The sequence below is a fragment of the Legionella steelei genome, from assembly GCF_001468005.1.
Taxonomy (GTDB): domain Bacteria; phylum Pseudomonadota; class Gammaproteobacteria; order Legionellales; family Legionellaceae; genus Legionella; species Legionella steelei.
The window spans coordinates 839,688-858,997 of record NZ_LNYY01000019.1; the positions used below are offsets into that span (position 1 = coordinate 839,688).

Genomic DNA, 19,310 nt, shown 5'->3' on the forward strand with positions numbered 1-19,310 from the left:
CTGCTTGGCCTTGGGCACATCCAGCTGTTTTAATGTTGCCCAATCCGCAGCGGTTAATGCATCCCCAGCAATGAACTTATCCCATACGATTTTAATCGGCTGACGATTGTGCTCCTGAATCGCTGCTTTAAAATAATCACGGATAAAGCCATTGGCCTCTTGGGTTAACAGTTCTTTGGTTAAAAAACCAATAAAGGATGTCCTTGTACCGCTTGAAATAAACGACGCTTAACAAATAGCGAAGTACTTCGAGATGCCCATTTGCTGCAACCAATCTGAAAGCCAAAAAATCATAAGCAGCAACCATTTCTTGTACTTTATCAAGTGACACTTTTGATGCCAAATAACGAAGTACTTCTAGATGACCATTTTCTGCTGCCAATCTAAAATTTCCAAAATTATAAGCAGTAATCATCTCGTGTAATTTCTCAGGCGACGCTTTTGATGCCAAATAAGTGAGCATGCCAAGACAGCCATAACCAGCCGCCAAACCAAAGAAAGCTCTTACCTGCTGCTCAATGACTTCTGCATAACCTGGCAGGTCTATCACATACGCTAAATTATCCTGGCGGTTAAGCATGATGCTCACCTCAAGATACGCCTTGGGCGATAAGTCTATCTGCTTCGCAAGTGCCACCAATTGTTCTTTACTAAGATTGGGATGACTGTACACCACAGCGAGCCATAAACATTGTCGTTCTCTCATTCCTTGGGGCATAACAAAATCACGTAAACAAGCAAATAATTGCTCTGGCGTCTGGGTCTGCATCACTGGAATGAAACCATCCAACAATTCATTCCTAAAGACGCTGAAATCGTTCATGAGCGACTTAGGAATTAATTGGGCTTGAGGATGGGTGAGACGTTGTGCCTCAGTCATAATACGCACAGTTAAGCCTTGCGAAGTTACACTTAGTTCAAATTATGCTCAGAACAACATCCTAGAGCAATAAGGCTCGGCTTATGACAAAAACTAAACAAGATTGATTTTTCTCGTAACCAGTTGATTTAAATAATAATTTATTAAAAAGTAATGACGAAAAATGCAAATACGGCCGTATTTACAAGAGAGGCTACGCTTGCTGGTAGTCAAAAAGTAGCCTGGGTGCAGGCACCGATCCCCGGGTTCCGCCTCGCTGCACCCAGGCTACAATTTAGCAGGTGTAGGTTTGGATATTGGCCAAACTTGTGAAATGCAAACAGGTCCTAGTCAATTTATGGATTATTAGGTTAAAGTAATACGTCCGATTATTTTTCAACTAAGGGAATGGTAATGAATATTTTAGCAAAATCACTTTTTTGTACTCTCTTTCTTTCTAATCTTGCTTTTGCTGATGATCAAGTCTCGCAATTTAATACACAAATCCAAGGTCAGTTAAAACAATTGCAAACCCAACAGCAAGAACAAACGCAACAAATGCAGAACCAAATTAAAAAAATACAAACTGATTTACAAGAACAAATACAATCAGTAAATACGCAACTGCAAAATCAGATAAAAACGGTACAAAGCCAACTACAAACGCAAATACAAACTGTAAATTCACAAGTGCAACAATTAGCAAGCAAACAAGCCGCGCAACCAATACCCGCACCAGCGGCTCCCCCTGCACCAAAATAATTGATGTCATTTCCCGCAGAAGCGGGAAATCCCTATATCTCAAAAACCCTCTTAGTAGGGGCTAAGCAAAAAATACATTAACAGTATATACTTTAAAAGGAACTGACTAAGAGCAGCAAATTGATACATCTGTACGAAGTTGAGGGGAATAGTGAGGGATCATGACCAGACGCCAAATAGATTACCAAAAAGTGGCTAAAGCTGCGGAAAAGGTTAAGAAACAAGGCCGAGAACCATCGCTTACTAATGTATGTGACGAATTAGGAATGATTACGCCAACATCTAATTTATCGACCCTTCTTGAAAAATGGTATCACACACAACCTGAATTTCAGCGCTCGATTAAAGCCCCTTTGTCCGAAAATATTAATGTTAAACCCCATAATATTCTCGAAAAAAATATAGAACTGGAAAAATCCTTATCTCTATTGCGCGCGACACTTGAATCCACTGCTGATGGCATCATGATGGTAAATGGCAAGGGACAAGTGGTGGATTGGAATCAAAAGTTCGTAGAAATGTGGCGAATCCCTTCTCATATGTTGGAGTCGGGGACCGAAAGCATCGGTTTTGAATACATTTTACAACAGCTAAGTAACCCAGAAGCGGTCATTGCTGATGTGAAATATCTTTACGAAAATCCCAAATGGCAGGGAGAGCTACCTGTTTTGCATTTTAAAGATGGACGCATTTTTGAGCGCTTTACGCAGCCACAGCGCATAGGCTCCGAGATTGTTGGCAGGGTATACAGTTTTAGGGATATAACCCAGAAACTCATGGAGGAAGACGAACTGCGCATTCGCGAGCGTGCGATTGAAGCAGGTACTCATGGTGTAGTCATTCTTGATATTTCCAAGCCCAATCTACCTATTATTTATGTAAATAAAGCATTCGAGCGCATCACTGGATTCAGCGAACGACAAATATTAGGACAAAATCTTTCTTTTTTGCATGGCAGCCAAGTGGAGCATGTGAATCAGAAACGCATTAATCTGGCGATTAAGGAATTACGTGAAGAAACCGTAGAATTAGAAAGTTATCGACGCAACGGCGAAGTGTTTTGGGTCGAGTTGAGTGTCGCCCCAGTTAGAGATTCATTTGATAACGTGAAGCATTATGTCTGTATTCTTAACGATGTCAGTCAACGTCGTGAGATGGAACAACAATTAATTCAACAAGCAACTCATGATTCACTCACTGAATTACCTAACCGAGTTTTATTAATTGACCGTGTGGATCAAGCCATTTTACAAGCAAAGAAAAAAGGTTCTCTGTTAGGCTTTTTATTCCTTGATCTGGATCACTTCAAAATGACCAATGACACTTTGGGACATAGCATTGGCGACCGATTATTACAGGCGGTGTCCAACCGCTTGCTTATTGCTACGGATGATTTTGATACCGTTTGTCGCTTAGGCGGCGATGAATTTGTGATTTTACTACAAGATGTTGCAACTGAAATGCAAGCCCAACAAAAGGCAGAAGAAATTCTCACCTCAATCTCCAAACCCATTCAGATTGATCAGCACAATTTAAAAGTGACTGGCAGCATAGGCATCAGCTATTTCCCTAAGGATGGCGATAATTATGAGTCCTTAATGAAGAGTGCCGACTTGTCGATGTATCATGCCAAAGACAGTGGTCGTAATACGTTCCGCACCTATGATAAAGAAATGAACATGCGCATCATTAATCGCATGCAACTTGATAATGCGCTACGTGATTCCCTCAGGAAAAATGAATTTCATCTGGTGTACCAACCCTTTATTAATTTAACGACGAATAAAATTATTGGATTTGAAGCTTTATTACGTTGGCACAGCCATATTTTAGGCAATGTCCCACCCAATGATTTTATAAGCATGGCTGAAGAAAATGGCTTAATTCTTGATATTGGTATGTGGGTTTTACGAGAAGCATGCAGCCAACTCGTGCGCTGGCATGCTCAAGGCTATGACCAGTTAACTGTTGCAGTCAATATTTCTGGCAGACAATTCCGTCAAGTTCATTTATCTGAAGTTATTGAAAAAATCCTTCTTGAAACAGGCTTGCCCGCCAAGTTCCTCGAATTGGAGCTTACTGAAAGTTTGCTTGTTGATAATGTAAAACATGCGGTTGAAACCATGTATGAGTTAAAAGACATGGGCACCAAATTAGTCATTGATGATTTTGGTACTGGCTATTCCAGTCTATCGTATCTCAAGCAATTTCCAGTTGATAAATTAAAGATTGATCGTTCATTTATTAGTGAGCTAGTCAATCGAGAAAATGATGCCGCCATTACACGTGCAATCATCAACTTGGGCCATAGTTTAAATTTGGAAGTGCTCGCTGAAGGAGTAGAAACAGATTTACAACGTGAATTTATTGTGCAACATGGTTGTGATTACGCCCAAGGCTATTATTTTGCAATGCCACAAAAACCTGAAGAATTAAGTAATTTTATTATAGCTCACATTTAAAGTCTCTTTCTTTGAGGTATCCTCACCTTTTTGAATTACAAGAGTTTTTAAAATCACTATTAAAAACAAGAATTAATTCTGCAAGCGCCGACTTAACAGTCTAGCTTATGTTTGCTTGATTCAAACTATCCTAACTTCAGTGCACAGTACCTCTGTCATCCGTTTAAATTAAATTTCCGGCTCTTTCTCAAACCGGTATGATTTTTGCTGGTAAAAATTATGTTGTGATATATTAAGAGTTTTTATGTTGAATTAATTGATTTAAATAAAAAAAACAGTCGTAGCAATTGTGTCTAAGGTGATTTAGGTACCGGTTGCGCTATTGGAAAGCTCAACGCCCACACAAGTGGGAGAGAGGCAGAGGTGAACGAATCCCTCATCCGCCCTCTTCACCCTTATAGGGAGAAGGGATATTTTCCTAAATAGCCATATCATGCGGGTATATCCGGTTGTTTTATACAATCTGGATTTTATCCCTAACCTCACCTATGGCTGCGATCGTTCTAAGGAGATTGGAATGAAAGAAGTAACCATTATTGGTTCGGGTTTGGCAGGGACCTTACTCGCACTCTATTTGGCAAAAAGAGATTACAAACTAGAAGTATTTGATGCACGACCCGATCTAAGGCTCTTGCTTGCAGATGATGGGCGCTCAATTAACCTAGCATTGTCATGCCGTGGTATTACTGGCATGGAGGGTGTGGGCATCATGCCGCAGGTGAAAAAACTCATGGTGCCTATGCGTGCACGTGCGATACATGAGCTTGAAGGAGCTGTTAAATTTCAATCGTTCGGACGACATCATAATGAATACATTAATGCAATTCAACGCAATGAACTCAACATGTTATTGCTTAACGAATTAGAACAATATCCTAAGGTAAAACTCAATTTCAACACGAAACTTATTGATTTGGATGTGGATAAAAAAATTGCCACTTTTGAGCTACAAAATAGCAGCTTCTTAAAACACAGCTATGAGCTATTAATTGGTGCTGATGGTGCGGGTTCATGCGTTCGGGAACAATTACAGGCAAAGCATTTGGTGCATGCATCACGTACGTTTCTACCTTATGGGTATAAAGAGCTTTCCATTGGCGCGCCGTCGCAAAATCGCCTCATTCACGAGCATTTACATCTTTGGCCTAGAGATGCCTTTTTATTATTAGGCAATCCCAATTTGAACCAGTCAATTACAGGTTCCTTATTCTTGCCCTCTGAAGGAAAAAACAGTTTTGCTGAACTGGAAAATGAATTGCAAATCAATACTTTTTTCAAAGAGTCCTTCCCAGATGCTTATGCGCAAATGCCCAACTTACTTACAGAATTTACGCAACATCCTACCGGAAATATGAGTACTATAAAATGTGATCCTTGGTATTACCAAGATCAATGCCTATTAATAGGTGATGCGGCGCATGGCGTAGTTCCATTTTTTGGTCAGGGAATGAATAGTGCGTTTGAAGACTGTCGTATTTTGAATGAGCTGCTGAATCAATATCATGATGACTGGATGCAAGTATTGCCGGCATTTTATCAATCAAGGAAAGTTAATACTGATGCGGTAGCACAAATGTCTATGGATAACTTCCATGAAATTCAAACCGACATCAGAGACAAACAATTTAACTTAAAGAAACAACTGGAACATGAATTAATGCATCGATATCCAGAGGATTATGTTTCAAAACACGTTTTGGTAATGTTTACCAATACCCCATATGCTGAAGCACAAGCGCATGGGGAGTTACAGGCAAAATTTTTAAACAAAATATGCGACAAAGTGGAGCGAATTGACGAGATTGATTGGAATAAAGTAGAGAAAGAACTTAAACAGTATGACAAAAAATTGGCATAATTAAGCTGGATTTTAAAGTAAGCTAAAAAATTCAAGGGATTGCTTTGTCAAAAATTTGACTAACAGGTGATTTTTTTATTCATTTTTATTGACGGACATGCACTTTATTGCTGAAAAAGAAAGTCTAAATACTCATTTTTCAGGTTATTTGCACAAAAAAGAGAAAAAAAGTTGGTATGCGGCATGCATTGTTAAATCTGTCCAACAAATTATTCTCATGGAGATGGCTATGAAAATCATACAAGATTATATTGATTCCAAACAACAAGAATTCATGAATCATCCTTTTTTTGAAATACTTGAACAATTAAACAGTTTACAAGAATTGAGCTACTTTGTTCCTGAACTGACCTTTTGGGCTATGACCTTTCAAGATATATTAAGAATAAACGAAGAACGAGTAAACGACCCTTATTTAAGAAAAGTTGCTCGTCATCACAGACTCGAAGACGCTGGCCATGAAAAATGGTTCCTGCATGATAAAAAATATATGGAAGCAGTGAATATTGATCCAACAAACGATACAAATGATGTAAGTTGGCTTTATAGCAAAGAAACTCAATTAACTCGTGATGCCGCCTATGCTATTTTAGCTGAGGTGTATAAATCAAATGATGAAATTCTCAATATTGTTCTCCTTTTAACAATTGAATCATCAGGACATGTTTTCTTTGAAAAAGTTTCCAAACAAGTAAAACAAACAGGCGAAGATAAAAACCTCAAATATTTCTCTTCATCACACTTGGAAGTAGAAATGGCTCATGCCTTGTTTGAAGAAGAAATGGAACGCTCTTTGTTTGCAAGAACAATACCAATCCAAACTCGACGCGAAGCATTAAAAATGATAGACCGCTGCTATGATGCGTTTAACAAGATGTTTGATGGATTGATTATTGCTTGTAATCGAAGACTCGAATTGGCAAAACAAAGGAATCATCAAGATGCCGCAAATAAAGAACCAGTGGAGCTCATTTCACATAAAGCAGTGTAAAAAAGCGTTTGGACAAGCGGTGCTCAGCGATGAGCACTCGCTTTTTTTATTTCAAGAAGATTTTGGCAAACTAATACACTCTAATCCTGTTGCAGTCTTCGAACCTAAAACCATTGTAGAAGCCCAAGCATTGATACGCTATGCCCATGAGCATCAATTGCCGATTACTGTTCGTGGCAATGGCTTGAGCCAAAGCGGACAAGCGCTTGCAGTTCCTGGTGGACTAATCTTAAGTATGAAACACTTTAACAAGGCCTCAGAAGCTGATGCCGATTCGATCTGGGTCGAAGCCAATACCACCTGGTCTTCTTTATTAGAGCACTCGTTAAAACAGTCCATGGTTCCTTATGTGCTCCCTCATAATTGTAATTTATCCGTTGGTGGGGTGCTTTCTGCTGGGGGGATAGGTGCTGCATCATTCAAATATGGCAGCGTTGTTGCACATGTAAAAGCCTTAGACGTGATGCAAGCCAATGGAGAAATACTACAAACAGAAAACAAATCGCCGCTCACGCAAGCGTGTTTGGGGGGCCAAGGACGTTTTGGCCTTATCACTAAAGCGTGCATTGCATTAAGACCTTGTTTAAAAAATGTTAGAACCTTCTTTTTACTTTATTTAGATAAGCAACAATGGCTTGATGACTTGCTTTTGTGTCAAACAAACGCTGATTATGTGGAATCCTTTTGCACACCCGCAATACAAGGGGCAAAACTATCAGAAAAAGGCCGTTTACCTTTTGCGCAGTGGTTTTATGCACTGCATGTCTCTGTAGAATATGATAGCGAGCTTCCTGATTTTACTCACTGGGGATTAAAGCCTTGGCAACTCCTACATATCCAGGATGAATCTATTCAGTCTTATTTACATCGTCATGATTCACGCTTTAATGCAATGAAAATGACGGGCCAATGGGAGCTGCAACACCCATGGTATGAGTGTTTTATATCCGCTGCACAATTGGAAAATCTGGAAGAGTTATTAGCAACTTTACCATTACACTATGCTACCGTAGTCCATATTGCACGCGTTGCTCCGCTTGGCCCTAATGGATTTTTCCAACTCCCCAAAGACAAAGAGATTTTTGCACTGATGATCCTGAATCCAGGTTTGCCAACAGCATTAATTCCAAGTTGTTTGGAAACTATTAAACGCTTGGATGCACTCTTGCTCTCCCAAGGTGGCAAACGTTATCTGTCTGGATACTTAGGTGATACCCCGGATAAAACATTTTGGCAAAATCATTTCGAGGAACGGTATGATGCGTGGATGCAATTAAAAGAACAGTATGATCCACAACATATTTTTTGTTCGGTGCTACATCCTGAATAATGAATCGGATGCTTTGTAGCCTGGGTGAAGGCAAAGCCGTAACCCGGGATCGCAAGATTCATTCATGTTCGCAAACCCGGACTCCGTTGCACTGCACCCAGACTACATTGACGTCTTAGGTTTAAACTCCATCAAAGTAAATAAGCTATTTGTTGGATAACTGTTTTTAAAGGTAAATCCTGTGGGCTCAATTGATTTTTGCCATTCAGATAAGGTCCGTTGTCTGCCACCTAATAAAACCATCATCACCAGATCCATCGTTTTATTGGGATGAGGTTTATTGTCATCGGGCATGACTTGTTCCACAATAAACAAAGTAGCATGTTGAGGCATTTGTTGTGCGCAATTCTTTAATATTTTATGCATCATTTCATCATTAAAATCATGCAAAACGCCTTTAAATATATAGGCATCTACTTGCGGTATTGTCGCAAAAAAATCCCCCTCTTGTAGGCTAACTTTGTTGGAAAAAGCATGGGGATCCAATTGGCCAATCACTGCCGGGGTGTCAAAAAGAATTGCGGTTAACTCAGGATGTTGGGCAGTGATGGCTTTTAAAAGTCCACCGCGTCCACCACCCATATCGACTATGCTGGAAAAAGTAGAGAAATTGAATGCACTACTGATTGCCTTTTCATCATAAGAAGATAGCTTTGCCATCCCTCTATCAAAATTTTGTTGTTTCTCTGGGTGTTCGCTAAGAAAACTAAAAAAATCATCGCCATGTTGTATTTCAAACGCAGGCGTTCCAGTCTTAAGACTGGTATCTAATTGCGAAAAGGCTTGCCACCAAATATCATCAACCATACATAACACATCACGCATGGAATGAGGATCATCATCCCGAAGCGGATTGGATAATTCAGTCAACGAGTAAAAACCATTATCGAAATTAAATAGATTATAACTCGTTAGAAATTTTAATACTCTATCCAATAATTCGGGCTTGCTTTCGGTGAGTTTGGCCAACTCATCAATTCGTTTAGGTCCAGAGGCAAGATGATTTGCAATACCTAATTTGGCTACAGCTTGTAACGCTCGTGAAACCACATACCAGCGTGACATGATTGCTAATTGAATATGAGGTGTGTCCATTTGAGATTGCATTTTATAATTCCTTTTAACTCAGTTTAAATTCTGTTTATTCGTCATCCCGAACGTCGCGAAGGATGGCATAGGATAGCAAATCGTGAACAGAACTTATTTATTATTTGTTAATTAGATCAGAAAGTTAAGTGTTTTTTTATTTAAATTTATCCCCAAAATAAAACGTACGCATTGATATAGAACTGTTCTCAATTCCTTCATAAATAAACACCAGTTCATCGTCATTGTGTGTTGCGCCTAAGATATAGAACAAAGGATAATAATGATCCGTTGTTGGCACACTCAGTTGTCCTGCAATTGTATCACGATAATGAGTACGCAACGCGACAAAATCCCTGGATATGAGCTTTTCTTTGATCCATTCGTCAAACTCAACTGCCCAATCATAGGGTTTTGATTTACATTCCCAACTAATTTTAGAAAGGTTATGTACTAAATTGCCACTACTGATAATAAGAATGTCTTGTTCTCGTAGCAATTGTAATTGCTGGCCAATTTGATAATGAAACTCTTCGGGTTGTTTTAAGTCGATACTCAGTTGAATAATAGGAATATTCGCACGCGGATACATATGCCGCAGCACAGACCAAGTTCCGTGATCCAATCCCCATTGCGTATCATCAAAATAAATTGGGGTTTTGCTGACAATCCTTTGAATCAATTCCGCCGTTTCAGGAGAACCAGGAGCTGGGTATGAAATATCAACAAGCTTTTTGGGAAATCCATAAAAATCGTGAATCGTTTTGGGATGAGACATATGAGTGACCCACGTACCTGTACCTGTAGTTAGCCAGTGTGCTGAAATGCAGACGATTGCCTTGGGTTGCGGTATTTTGTTACCTACTGCATGTAAACTCAATGTAAATTTATTGGTTTGCACGGCATGCATAGGGCAACCATGGCCGATAAAAACCAATGGCATTCGCGTTTTTCTGTCTAAATTATCCATAACTTCCATGATAAGCACCGCTAATCAGTACTCGCCTAGTATCAATATTAGTTCAAAAAAATTGCAGCGGTTTAATTTTCAACCCTAGATATTGCAAAAAGTGTCAATTCGATTTGGTTGTCTATTGGGAGTTAAAGGACTATCCATCGCAATTTTACTATGTTCAACTAATAATCACTTAATCCGGTTTTCATATAGTTCGCCATGTATTAATTAAAATGATGGTGATCAATTATGTGGTATGTGGAAATAATGAGTAAATTATTACAGGTCCTTCCTACAGAGAACAGAGAGGATGGAAAAATTTTTTTAAATAACCTTTTTTTCCATGCAGGCATGGTAACAGGACCTCAAACGGAAATAGAATTTGTTCTAGGTCTTATTGAGAAATCATTTTTAAAGTTTGAGGAGAACGCACCTGGCTCAGTCGCTTTAAGCGAATTCTGCAAACATATTTTTGGACTCATGCTACTCTACAGTAAATCCAGTACCGATAATGCTATTTGGAATGAGGATTTTATTCCAGCATTAGAACAAGGCCAAATGACGCGCTTTTTAATTGAGGATGCGAAAGAGCGAGCCAAAACACCATTGCTTAGACTTCTTCGTGATATTGAAATGGATGCCATCGCCAGTCTAAATCACAAGGTTGATATTAACTTCGCTCATTTAAGGCTCATTTTCAATAAATATGGCACCGAAAAAACAGCTCAATTTTTCTTTAAAATTTACGCGACAGAATTAGATAATGAAGACTGTAACGAAGGTTTTAAACAACTCGTCCAAGATGCAAAAACATTTGTTGAAAAGCAACCGCCGATTGTCCCCCAACCGTCTCTGGCTAAATCACGACGATTAAGCATATTTCAGTCGATTACAGAGCATCGTGATAAAACAGTTGCTAAGCACGAAGACTTAAAAATACAGCATCAATAAATTCAGGGACATATGAGGTGTTAGGTAATCGTTGACAAAAAAGGTACTTGTAGGCTGGGCTGTTAAGTCCAGCATGTAACAATGCCAATAATAATTCTTTCTTAAGACCAATGGATAAGCACTTGTTCATTGGGGTTCCCGTGAGGTTTCATAATGGAACTTTGGAGAATACGAATTAACTCAGTAGATGCTGGGCTTAACAGCCCAGCCTACAGCTATTGAGCTTTGTCAACGAATTACCTAACACATCCTGGGATGACAACACCCTTCTTTCTTGTAAAAAGTGTGTCTCATACAAAACATGTTATTATGGGGCTCAGCTCAGATAAAGAATAATCATGAATAAAGCTCAATATAAAATTGTGACCCTTACTGCGCTTGGCGGTGCTTTAGAGTTTTATGATTTTACGATTTATGCGCTCTTTGCCTCCTACATTAGTCAGAATTTTTTCACAAACAACAATGCGCTTATTGGATTAATAAATACTTTTGCCGTCTTTGCACTGGGTTATTTGGCTCGGCCTATAGGTGGGGTGGTATTTGGGCACTTAGGTGATAAATTTGGTCGAAAATCTGCTTTTTCGTTAGCTGTTTTTATGATGGCAACAGCAACCCTGCTTATGGGGTGTTTGCCTAATTATCAATCCATTGGCATTGCCGCCCCCATCATCCTCATTGTTTTACGTCTGCTTCAAGGCTTCTCTGTGGGCGGTGAAATTCCGGGAGCTGCAGTGTTTACGATAGAGCACATTCCTCAAAAAAAACATGGATTTGCTATCGGCCTGGTATTCATGTGCATCACCCTTGGCAATAGTCTGGGCGCCTTAGTAGGATTTATTCTTACCTCCGTATTAAACCAAGAGCAAATGATGTCGTGGGGCTGGCGCATTCCGTTTGTGATTGGATTTGGTTTAGGAATTATTAGCTATATTATTCGTAGACAATCGATTGAAACCCCTGTTTTTCTTACTATGGCAAAAGAAAAAAAACTACATCATCAACCATTTCGGGGACTGTGGACTTTATCTTGGGAAAAATTATTGCGTGCATTTTTATTCACCGCGGTCTCTTCTAGTATTATCTCACTGTTTTTGTATTTACCCGCGTATCTTACCTCTATAGTCAAACTCACAATCACACATACCTATTTGATTAATTTAGTAAGCTTTTTAAGTTTTGCGATACTCACTGTCGTCTTTGGTAGCTTATCTGATCACTACAATCGTAAAAAATTACTGATGGCTGGGGCCTTACTTTTGATTTTATCCTGTTATCCACTTTTTTATGGACTCAATCATTTGGGTGAATCCTTTGTTTGGGTTTTCACATTATGTTTTGCTTTGTTTGGAGCCATGATCAATGGCAGCTACGTAGTCCTTATTAGTGAATCATTCCCCGCACATTTACGTTACTCAGGGGTTGGATTCAGTTACAGCCTTGGCATCGCATTATTTGGGGGTATTGCCCCACTTGCCTTTACGCAACTCATCCATATCTTGGGAGCACCTGAAGCGCCGGCACTATACATCTTGGCATGTTCTTGCTTCACCCTCATCGCTATTTTGCGTTCGGGTCATTCAGAGCAAAAACCTGCTCCCCTGCAAGGCAATGAACAGGCCAATCTTTTTTAGTATGCGCATTCACTTCGGTATAGTTCTTTAATTACTACGTTCCGTGGACAAGCCACAGGACATAGTAATTGGGTGGGAAGCATTCTATAGATGTAATGCTGTTGCCAAGGCGTTTTGTTCTTCTACTACAATTTGTTCTTGCTGTGGGCGTTTAAAACCTCGTTGTTCAAGACCAGATGAGTCTACAGGAATGATTTTACCCCAATGACTGATATGAATATTTTGTGCCGGATGGGATTTAGCAAGTAATAGATTCACGACATCATTTTCAAATCCTACTGGACCACAAACAAAGATGGAGGTTTCAGGCTCAATTGCTTTTGTTTTTAAATGTTCTGAAACACGGCCTGATTTAAACCGATGGTCTCGTTCTTCTGTAAATGTAATATAGTGTTGCTCATCCTGATTCAGCTTCAAAACTAACTTTGGAAATGGGAGATCTGCAAGCTGTTTTGCAGAATAAATAACCGCGACCTCTTTTCCTTCGCATATTAAATTTTTATACATGTTTCTCATAACCGATTCTGCAGAGCCTGCACAAATCAATAATACTTTTTGCCCTGTGGGTTTAAATTCATTACCACAGGGAGCATCAATATCAAGATGCGAATCGATTAGGCTTTCAGAAAGACAATTTTTAGCTCCTTTTTTCATCAATTGACTGATCTTAATGTACGAATCACTTTTAGCAGATGCAATCGCTAAATAAATGGGTTTGTTACCCCCATGAACAACCACGTATTGGCCATTTCCACAATCTTTTGGACTAACACCTTGCACTTCTAAACTATAGACTTCGCTTTCTCCGTGCGTTCTCTTTTCTTTGATTGTCGCTTGATGATGTAAGCCCATGGATAACCTCTAATTAAATTGAATTGCAATAAATAACGATATGTCGTAAACGATTTCGCGACCTCCAAGTCATCGAAATGTCCACTGTTTGAGATGTTTAGACCGCAACCGCCTTGTATCCGGCAACACGCCTTTCACAAGGACTCCAGGCTAAAGAAAGATTTTTTATCATCACTTTTTGGGGACTGATCAAAAAATCGCAACCTCAGAGCTCTGTATTTAATCCTCCCTGAGAGCGCATTTATTATACAAATAGTTTCTTAACAAATTATTATGTAACTGAAAAAAAGCCTTGAGGTGCACAAAGATGGATGTGTATCTGAAGTGATAAGTATGGGCATAGAAGCCCATACCATGAAACAGTGATCAAACTACTCGGCTAATGCTACAGGCAGCATAGCCGCATGACTCAAGCTTGCTATTCTTACGCCAAAAGCAACGAGTAATCCGCCCATAATTTTAACAATATAATACTGCAAACGATTCAAGTTGGTTTTGACATACTGATGCGTCAGCATATATGAAAGGCCGGAAAACCAAATCATGTGAATTAACGCGATTTCTACCCCATAACCTAACTCAGTAAAAATAGAATGGCCTGGTTTTACAACTAAAGTGAAGAAAGCCAGTAAAAACATAATCGCTTTGGGATTTAAAAGATTACACAACAAACCTTGGTTAAAAGCCTGCAAGCCAGTAATCGAATGCGTTGCATGATGTGCATCCAGTTTCATCATTTCCCGTTTGGCCAATAAGCTTTTGATACCAATATAAATCAAGTACGCCGCCCCCAAATATTTGATAATACTAAACGCAAGCAATGATTGCGAAATAACAATCGCCAACCCTAAAATACAATAACTTGCATGAATTAAAAGACTTACTGAAACCCCAAGGGCCGTATAGATTCCTACTCGTCTTGAATAAAGTAAGGAATTTTTAGTAACTAGGGCAAAATCAGGACCAGGAGAAATTGCCGCTAACAGAATCAACACGCTTATCGATAAAAACTCTTGCACAATATTCTTCCATAGAATCATAAAAATATAATTATAACATGAAACTCATGACGCGAACGTGAGCGTCAATGAAAGTAATCGTATCAAGATTCTCTTTTCTTTTTTTCAGCAGCAACTAAAGACTCATACCACTGCTGATCCTTATTATCTCGATAATATGTGGTGAAATTTTTATCCGCGCTCAAGGATTGCTGTGCGTAGGCTTCTTGAGTTAAGGAACACTGAGAATCAAAAATGGAGCCAATATGCTCTGCAGTATACCGTGACGCATCTTTCCCACCATGGCCATCATAAATCCCTATCAAAAAGGGAGCAGATGGAGAAAGTGTTTGTACGGCAATTGAAATATTATCTTGTGAACCCGATGCCAGCGCCTCATTAGCGAGCGCTTTTGCTAATAGATGTTCCTGTTGTGTGCTGACAAATGATATTTTATTGAAACAATGAAGAAGCCATTGTTCATGTTCTTTCTGGGTCTGCGAAGCTAAAGGTTCGGTAAAACCATCACACGTAACAATAATTTGCACTTTCGCTACATGTTCTGCAGCAATATCGAGATATGCATAAATTTTATCGAAAGGATTGATGTCGATACTCGCATCAGCACAAACGACTTGGGCATTAAAGTCAAAATCGCCGATTGCACGCGATACTGCCAACTGACCGTTGATGCGATCAAAAAAGACGACACCACCAGCACTTTGTATACGATCTAACTCAAATCGAGGATTATGAATCATACTATTTAAACGCAACACCCCGACCAACTGCTCCTGCGTATCATAAACCACCGCAAAAGAAACTGAATCGGCTAAAGTTGCGGTAATTAACGTGCCTTGCCCATCATATACCGTAGTTGATGCTGTAGTACCTCCATGTATAAAGTGATGACCTGAACGATTAACCAAGTGATAACTGGTCCACAAACGACGACCAATTTCTGGAGGGGCAAGCAAATTAAAATGATCTGGCGTATACCAAGAGGCAAAGGCAGCATCTTCTTGGCTTGGACGCGCGCCCATAGTCTCATATAAACCGAAACCATGCTCTTGCACCCATTCACAAACATCAATCCCATCATGCGGCAGTGATGTAATTTGCTCAATGCGAGTCATACGCTGTCCTTATCTATAACCCCCTGTAGAACTATAGCATAAAGAATCCATGCACCAGGATGCTATCCCAAGCGTAAGCTGAGCTTAACAGCCTACACTTACTTTATCCATCACTATGTTCTGCTTCTGTTATTTGCGTTAAGTACCCGCACTGCAACAAATAATTAAGGTATCTATTGAATAAAACATCATCTATTTTTTCACAATAAATTCCATGTGCAGCTAACTGAGTTTGAGTATAAGTACAATCAATTTTCGCTTTATTATTATGAAGATATAACTCAAATAATGACCGATCTTTTTGTCCTACTTTTTCCGTAAAAAAGGGGCGTAATGGAGAAAATGAATGATCCAGATGGCGACTATTTTGTTGAATCATTTTTTCCCAATCAGGGTAAGCAACCTCTTTTATCTTAAAACCTTTCGCCTGCACATAGCCAAATAATTGCGCTACACTAACCTCTTGGGGATTGATTAAATGATAAGTGTCCACCTGATAGGGTTTTTCCTTGGCAAGATGAGTAATCGCCTTAGCAACGTAATCGACAGGGACAAAATTGAACCCCACATCCAGTGTGGGCCTAGCTCCCAAATCGATACAGCCCTTGAGGATACGACATACTACATCATCATGGTTCCAGTGCCCCGTTTGACTTTCTCCTGTAATCAAGCTGGGCCTGTACACGACCGTTGGAATATTGTAACTGCGTGCATGCAGTACCAGTCGTTCTGCCAACCACTTTGTTTGATTATAGCCACCATAAATTCCGTCCTCAGGTACCAGCTCATTATGTTCATGAATCACTGCCTCATCTGCCAAATCAGCGGACATAAAATAGCCCACTGTTGAAATATAATGCAGCGCTTTCAGACGCTTATATCCGGCCAATTTAATGAGTTGTTGTGTGCCGAGCACATTGCAGACCATCAGTTTTTGATAAGGATAGATAAAGTTAAGTACTGCTGCACCATGGAAAATAAGATCAATAGTGTCGGCCAAATATTCCCAATCTTGTCGGAAAAGACCTAAATTGTTTTTTTCCAAATTACCTAATACGACCTTAACGCGCTCATGAAAAACCACATCCCATAAACCATAATGCTCCATGTTTTTAATCACGCGGCTCATACCTGCAGTGAGTGAACTGGCCTGCACAAGGCAGGTAATGCGCCAATTGGTATGGGTTAGAAGTTCATGCAGTAAATAAGCGCCCAAAAAGCCTGTGGCTCCAGTGAGTAACACGTGTTGTGGTATCGGTTTAGGCTCACACGTGATATGAGGTCTTATATTCTTATATTGATTAAACTCAGCAAGCAAATCGATTGCAGAATGTAGTTCCTCCTGCTTTGTGGTGCCTGTAGCGAATAAATCCATCATGTCGCTCAAGCTGGGATCCCCTAATAAAAACTCAATGGATATGTCTTTATCCACGTGGGTTACAAGAACATCATGTAACTGTCCTAGCTTCACTGAGCTTAAGCCTAATTCACTTAATTTTTTTTCTTTAGCTACTGCGGTAATATCGCAATTGAAGATCGGTTTGAACAACTGGATAATATCTGCAGTATCAGCCTCCTGCTCCCCTATTTCATCCCCAGAGTTCTTATCGATACAGATAATATCTAAACCACCCTCTAAATATTTTTTCTTACATAACAGGCGTTGTGTTTTGCCACTAGTGGTTTTGGGAACCGAATTACGGCCGACAAGCGCTATAACATCGGCATCAATTCCATGTGTTTGCAATAACTTGTTGCGTAAGGTTCTGATAATTTCTTCGAAATTCAGTACCTGAACGTTCTTTTTAATTTCGTGGACAACCACCAATAAGTCACAATCATTTTCTTCTATCGAGAAAATGACACAACAATGCGCACGTAAATGAGGATGGCATGTATGAATGGCATCTTCCAAATCATGTGGGTAATAATTACATCCACGAATAATAATTAAATCTTTTAGGCGCCCTGTTACATAAAGTGCCCCCCGATCAAGATAACCCAAATCTCCCGTGCGTAAAAAAGAATGTTCTTTATTCCCAATGCGCGCATTAAAAGAATGCTTGCTTTCTTTAGGTAATTGCCAATAACCTTGGGCAACACTCTTGCCCGCAACCCATATCTCACCAACCACTTTCTCCGGACACTCCTGTAGCGTGTCGGGATTAACAATCGCAAGATGACAACTATCAATGGGCTGACCACAATTAATCACACTGCGGGCATCAGGATGTGTTTCATCACAAAAAAGTACTTTGCCCTGATTGAGCATGTTTTTATCTACACATTGGCTGCTGACTCCATGCTTACGACACCCTCCAGTAACCATCAATGTTGATTCAGCAAGCCCATAACACGGATAAAAAATCTCAGGCGAAAATCCACAACGAGCAAAGCGTTGAGTAAAGCGCTCGATAGTTGCTTTACGAATAGGCTCAGCACCACTCATTACGAATTGCAAACTGCTTAAATCCAATCGACTGAGTTCTTCTTCAGTGGTTTGACTCGTACATAAGTCATAAGCAAAATTGGGGGCTACCGTTGCCGTAGCGTGATAGTGTGATATGGTTTCCAGCCAAATTGACGGGCGGTGCAAAAAAGCCAATGGTGACAGGAGTTTTGCGGGAATTGTGCTGAAGACAGGTTGTAATATCCCGCCAATAAGTCCCATATCATGAAAATGAGGCAACCAAGACACACTAATATCCTCTGGAGTGATATCAGTTGCTTTTCCGATTACGAATAAATTATGCAGCAAATTGCCATGACTGATCATGACTCCTTTAGGTGTTCCAGTGGAGCCTGACGTATATTGTAACAAGGCGAGGTGATTCTCAGTCAGCTTAGGATAATGCCATGTATTCGTTGCATTAAGCCAATCTTCCGTAGTGATGAAGTGTAGTGCGTCATCATGCGAGAGTTGCTCATTTAATTTTTTGCTTTGCTGCATTAACTCTTTTGTAGTTAAAACAACATGGGCCCCTGAGTTTTTAATAATCTGTTGGAGTTTTTCAGCCCAATCTTTGGTTGTGGGAGAATAAGTAGGCACCGCAATGGTTCCTGCATACAAACAACCAAAAAAGGCCGCAATAAATTCAAGGCCAGCAGGATAAAGAATTAATACACGAGCGCCAGGATGTGTTACTTCATACAGAATACTTGCTATTTTTTTTGCTTGTTCCGCCAATTCACTATAAGTCAGACTGTTGTTTTCCTTTATTTTTCTGTCTATGAACGTATAGAGCGGGAAATCTGGATTGTCCTCTGTTTTTTTTTCCAGTAAATCGACCAAACTTGTGTAATAACTTTCCAATGCCAAACCCCTAGTCACATTTTTTGCAATGGCCTCGAAGTACATAATACTCTTGGACGCAATTTATTATGGAATATCTATTTGAAAAGTACAGCAATCTCAGACAAACTAAAAAGGTTTTAAATG

Annotated in this window: 14 protein-coding genes; 7 read left to right on the plus strand and 7 right to left on the minus strand. The window is 39.7% G+C overall.

What is annotated here, in order from left to right:
- Positions 1-136 precede the first annotated feature (136 nt).
- Complete coding sequence (locus Lste_RS07880) at positions 137-880, minus strand: ankyrin repeat domain-containing protein (protein ID WP_337589289.1); 744 nt, start codon at positions 878-880, stop codon at positions 137-139.
- Between the two features lie 393 nt (positions 881-1,273).
- Between Lste_RS07880 and Lste_RS07885 the strand changes: the two genes are divergently transcribed.
- The 5 genes from Lste_RS07885 to Lste_RS07905 all read left to right on the plus strand — a co-directional run bounded on the left by Lste_RS07885 (position 1,274) and on the right by Lste_RS07905 (position 8,262).
- Positions 1,274-1,621: a hypothetical protein gene (locus Lste_RS07885; protein WP_058510493.1), complete on the plus strand. Its 348-nt coding sequence runs from the start codon at positions 1,274-1,276 to the stop codon at positions 1,619-1,621.
- Between the two features lie 161 nt (positions 1,622-1,782).
- Positions 1,783-4,083, plus strand: coding sequence for a bifunctional diguanylate cyclase/phosphodiesterase (locus Lste_RS07890; protein ID WP_058510494.1), 2,301 nt, complete (start codon positions 1,783-1,785; stop codon positions 4,081-4,083).
- A gap of 517 nt (positions 4,084-4,600) precedes the next feature.
- The gene (locus Lste_RS07895) at positions 4,601-5,941 is read left to right on the plus strand and encodes an FAD-dependent oxidoreductase (protein ID WP_058510495.1); all 1,341 of its coding nucleotides are present in this window, start codon (positions 4,601-4,603) and stop codon (positions 5,939-5,941) included.
- A 229-nt stretch (positions 5,942-6,170) separates the two neighbouring features.
- Complete coding sequence (locus tag Lste_RS07900) at positions 6,171-6,932, plus strand: hypothetical protein (RefSeq protein ID WP_058511685.1); 762 nt, start codon at positions 6,171-6,173, stop codon at positions 6,930-6,932.
- Positions 6,883-8,262 carry an FAD-binding oxidoreductase gene (locus Lste_RS07905; RefSeq protein WP_058510496.1) on the plus strand — a complete coding sequence of 460 codons (1,380 nt, stop codon included), beginning with the start codon at positions 6,883-6,885 and terminating at the stop codon, positions 8,260-8,262. The genes Lste_RS07900 and Lste_RS07905 overlap by 50 nt, the downstream gene beginning before the upstream one ends.
- Positions 8,263-8,364: 102 nt before the next feature.
- Here Lste_RS07905 and Lste_RS07910 read toward each other — a convergent pair whose 3' ends face one another.
- Both Lste_RS07910 and ygiD read right to left on the minus strand, forming a co-directional pair.
- Positions 8,365-9,369, minus strand: a complete 1,005-nt coding sequence (locus Lste_RS07910) for a methyltransferase (RefSeq protein WP_058510497.1) — start codon at positions 9,367-9,369, stop codon at positions 8,365-8,367.
- Between the two features lie 136 nt (positions 9,370-9,505).
- Complete coding sequence (gene ygiD, locus Lste_RS07915; RefSeq protein ID WP_058511686.1) at positions 9,506-10,318, minus strand: 4,5-DOPA-extradiol-dioxygenase; 813 nt, start codon at positions 10,316-10,318, stop codon at positions 9,506-9,508.
- A gap of 252 nt (positions 10,319-10,570) precedes the next feature.
- Between ygiD and Lste_RS07920 the strand changes: the two genes are divergently transcribed.
- Positions 10,571-11,254, plus strand: coding sequence for a hypothetical protein (locus Lste_RS07920; protein ID WP_157070717.1), 684 nt, complete (start codon positions 10,571-10,573; stop codon positions 11,252-11,254).
- A gap of 338 nt (positions 11,255-11,592) precedes the next feature.
- Positions 11,593-12,885, plus strand: coding sequence for an MFS transporter (locus Lste_RS07925; protein WP_058510499.1), 1,293 nt, complete (start codon positions 11,593-11,595; stop codon positions 12,883-12,885).
- A gap of 84 nt (positions 12,886-12,969) precedes the next feature.
- Here the strand turns inward: Lste_RS07925 and Lste_RS07930 are convergent, their stop codons facing one another.
- The 4 genes from Lste_RS07930 to Lste_RS07945 form a co-directional block, all read right to left on the minus strand.
- Positions 12,970-13,737, minus strand: a complete 768-nt coding sequence (locus tag Lste_RS07930) for a ferredoxin reductase domain-containing protein (protein ID WP_058510500.1) — start codon at positions 13,735-13,737, stop codon at positions 12,970-12,972.
- A 371-nt stretch (positions 13,738-14,108) separates the two neighbouring features.
- Positions 14,109-14,756 (minus strand): LysE family transporter, encoded by a 648-nt coding sequence (locus Lste_RS07935; protein WP_058510501.1) that lies wholly within the window; start codon positions 14,754-14,756, stop codon positions 14,109-14,111.
- 83 nt (positions 14,757-14,839) lie between these two features.
- Positions 14,840-15,871, minus strand: coding sequence for a PP2C family serine/threonine-protein phosphatase (locus tag Lste_RS07940; RefSeq protein WP_058510502.1), 1,032 nt, complete (start codon positions 15,869-15,871; stop codon positions 14,840-14,842).
- Between the two features lie 103 nt (positions 15,872-15,974).
- On the minus strand, positions 15,975-19,229 hold the full coding sequence (locus tag Lste_RS07945; protein ID WP_058510503.1) for a thioester reductase domain-containing protein: 3,255 nt from the start codon (positions 19,227-19,229) through the stop codon (positions 15,975-15,977).
- Between the last annotated feature and the right edge of the window lie 81 nt (positions 19,230-19,310).

Coding starts and splice junctions, on each gene's coding strand:
- Lste_RS07920 (WP_157070717.1), top strand. CDS start 10,571: ATGAGTAAATTATTACAGGTCCTTCCTACAGAGAACAGAGAGGATGGA.
- Lste_RS07945 (WP_058510503.1), bottom strand. CDS start 19,229: ATGTACTTCGAGGCCATTGCAAAAAATGTGACTAGGGGTTTGGCATTG.
- ygiD (WP_058511686.1), bottom strand. CDS start 10,318: ATGGATAATTTAGACAGAAAAACGCGAATGCCATTGGTTTTTATCGGC.
- Lste_RS07895 (WP_058510495.1), top strand. CDS start 4,601: ATGAAAGAAGTAACCATTATTGGTTCGGGTTTGGCAGGGACCTTACTC.
- Lste_RS07900 (WP_058511685.1), top strand. CDS start 6,171: ATGAAAATCATACAAGATTATATTGATTCCAAACAACAAGAATTCATG.
- Lste_RS07925 (WP_058510499.1), top strand. CDS start 11,593: ATGAATAAAGCTCAATATAAAATTGTGACCCTTACTGCGCTTGGCGGT.
- Lste_RS07890 (WP_058510494.1), top strand. CDS start 1,783: ATGACCAGACGCCAAATAGATTACCAAAAAGTGGCTAAAGCTGCGGAA.
- Lste_RS07885 (WP_058510493.1), top strand. CDS start 1,274: ATGAATATTTTAGCAAAATCACTTTTTTGTACTCTCTTTCTTTCTAAT.
- Lste_RS07880 (WP_337589289.1), bottom strand. CDS start 880: ATGACTGAGGCACAACGTCTCACCCATCCTCAAGCCCAATTAATTCCT.
- Lste_RS07905 (WP_058510496.1), top strand. CDS start 6,883: ATGCCGCAAATAAAGAACCAGTGGAGCTCATTTCACATAAAGCAGTGT.
- Lste_RS07940 (WP_058510502.1), bottom strand. CDS start 15,871: ATGACTCGCATTGAGCAAATTACATCACTGCCGCATGATGGGATTGAT.
- Lste_RS07930 (WP_058510500.1), bottom strand. CDS start 13,737: ATGGGCTTACATCATCAAGCGACAATCAAAGAAAAGAGAACGCACGGA.
- Lste_RS07910 (WP_058510497.1), bottom strand. CDS start 9,369: ATGCAATCTCAAATGGACACACCTCATATTCAATTAGCAATCATGTCA.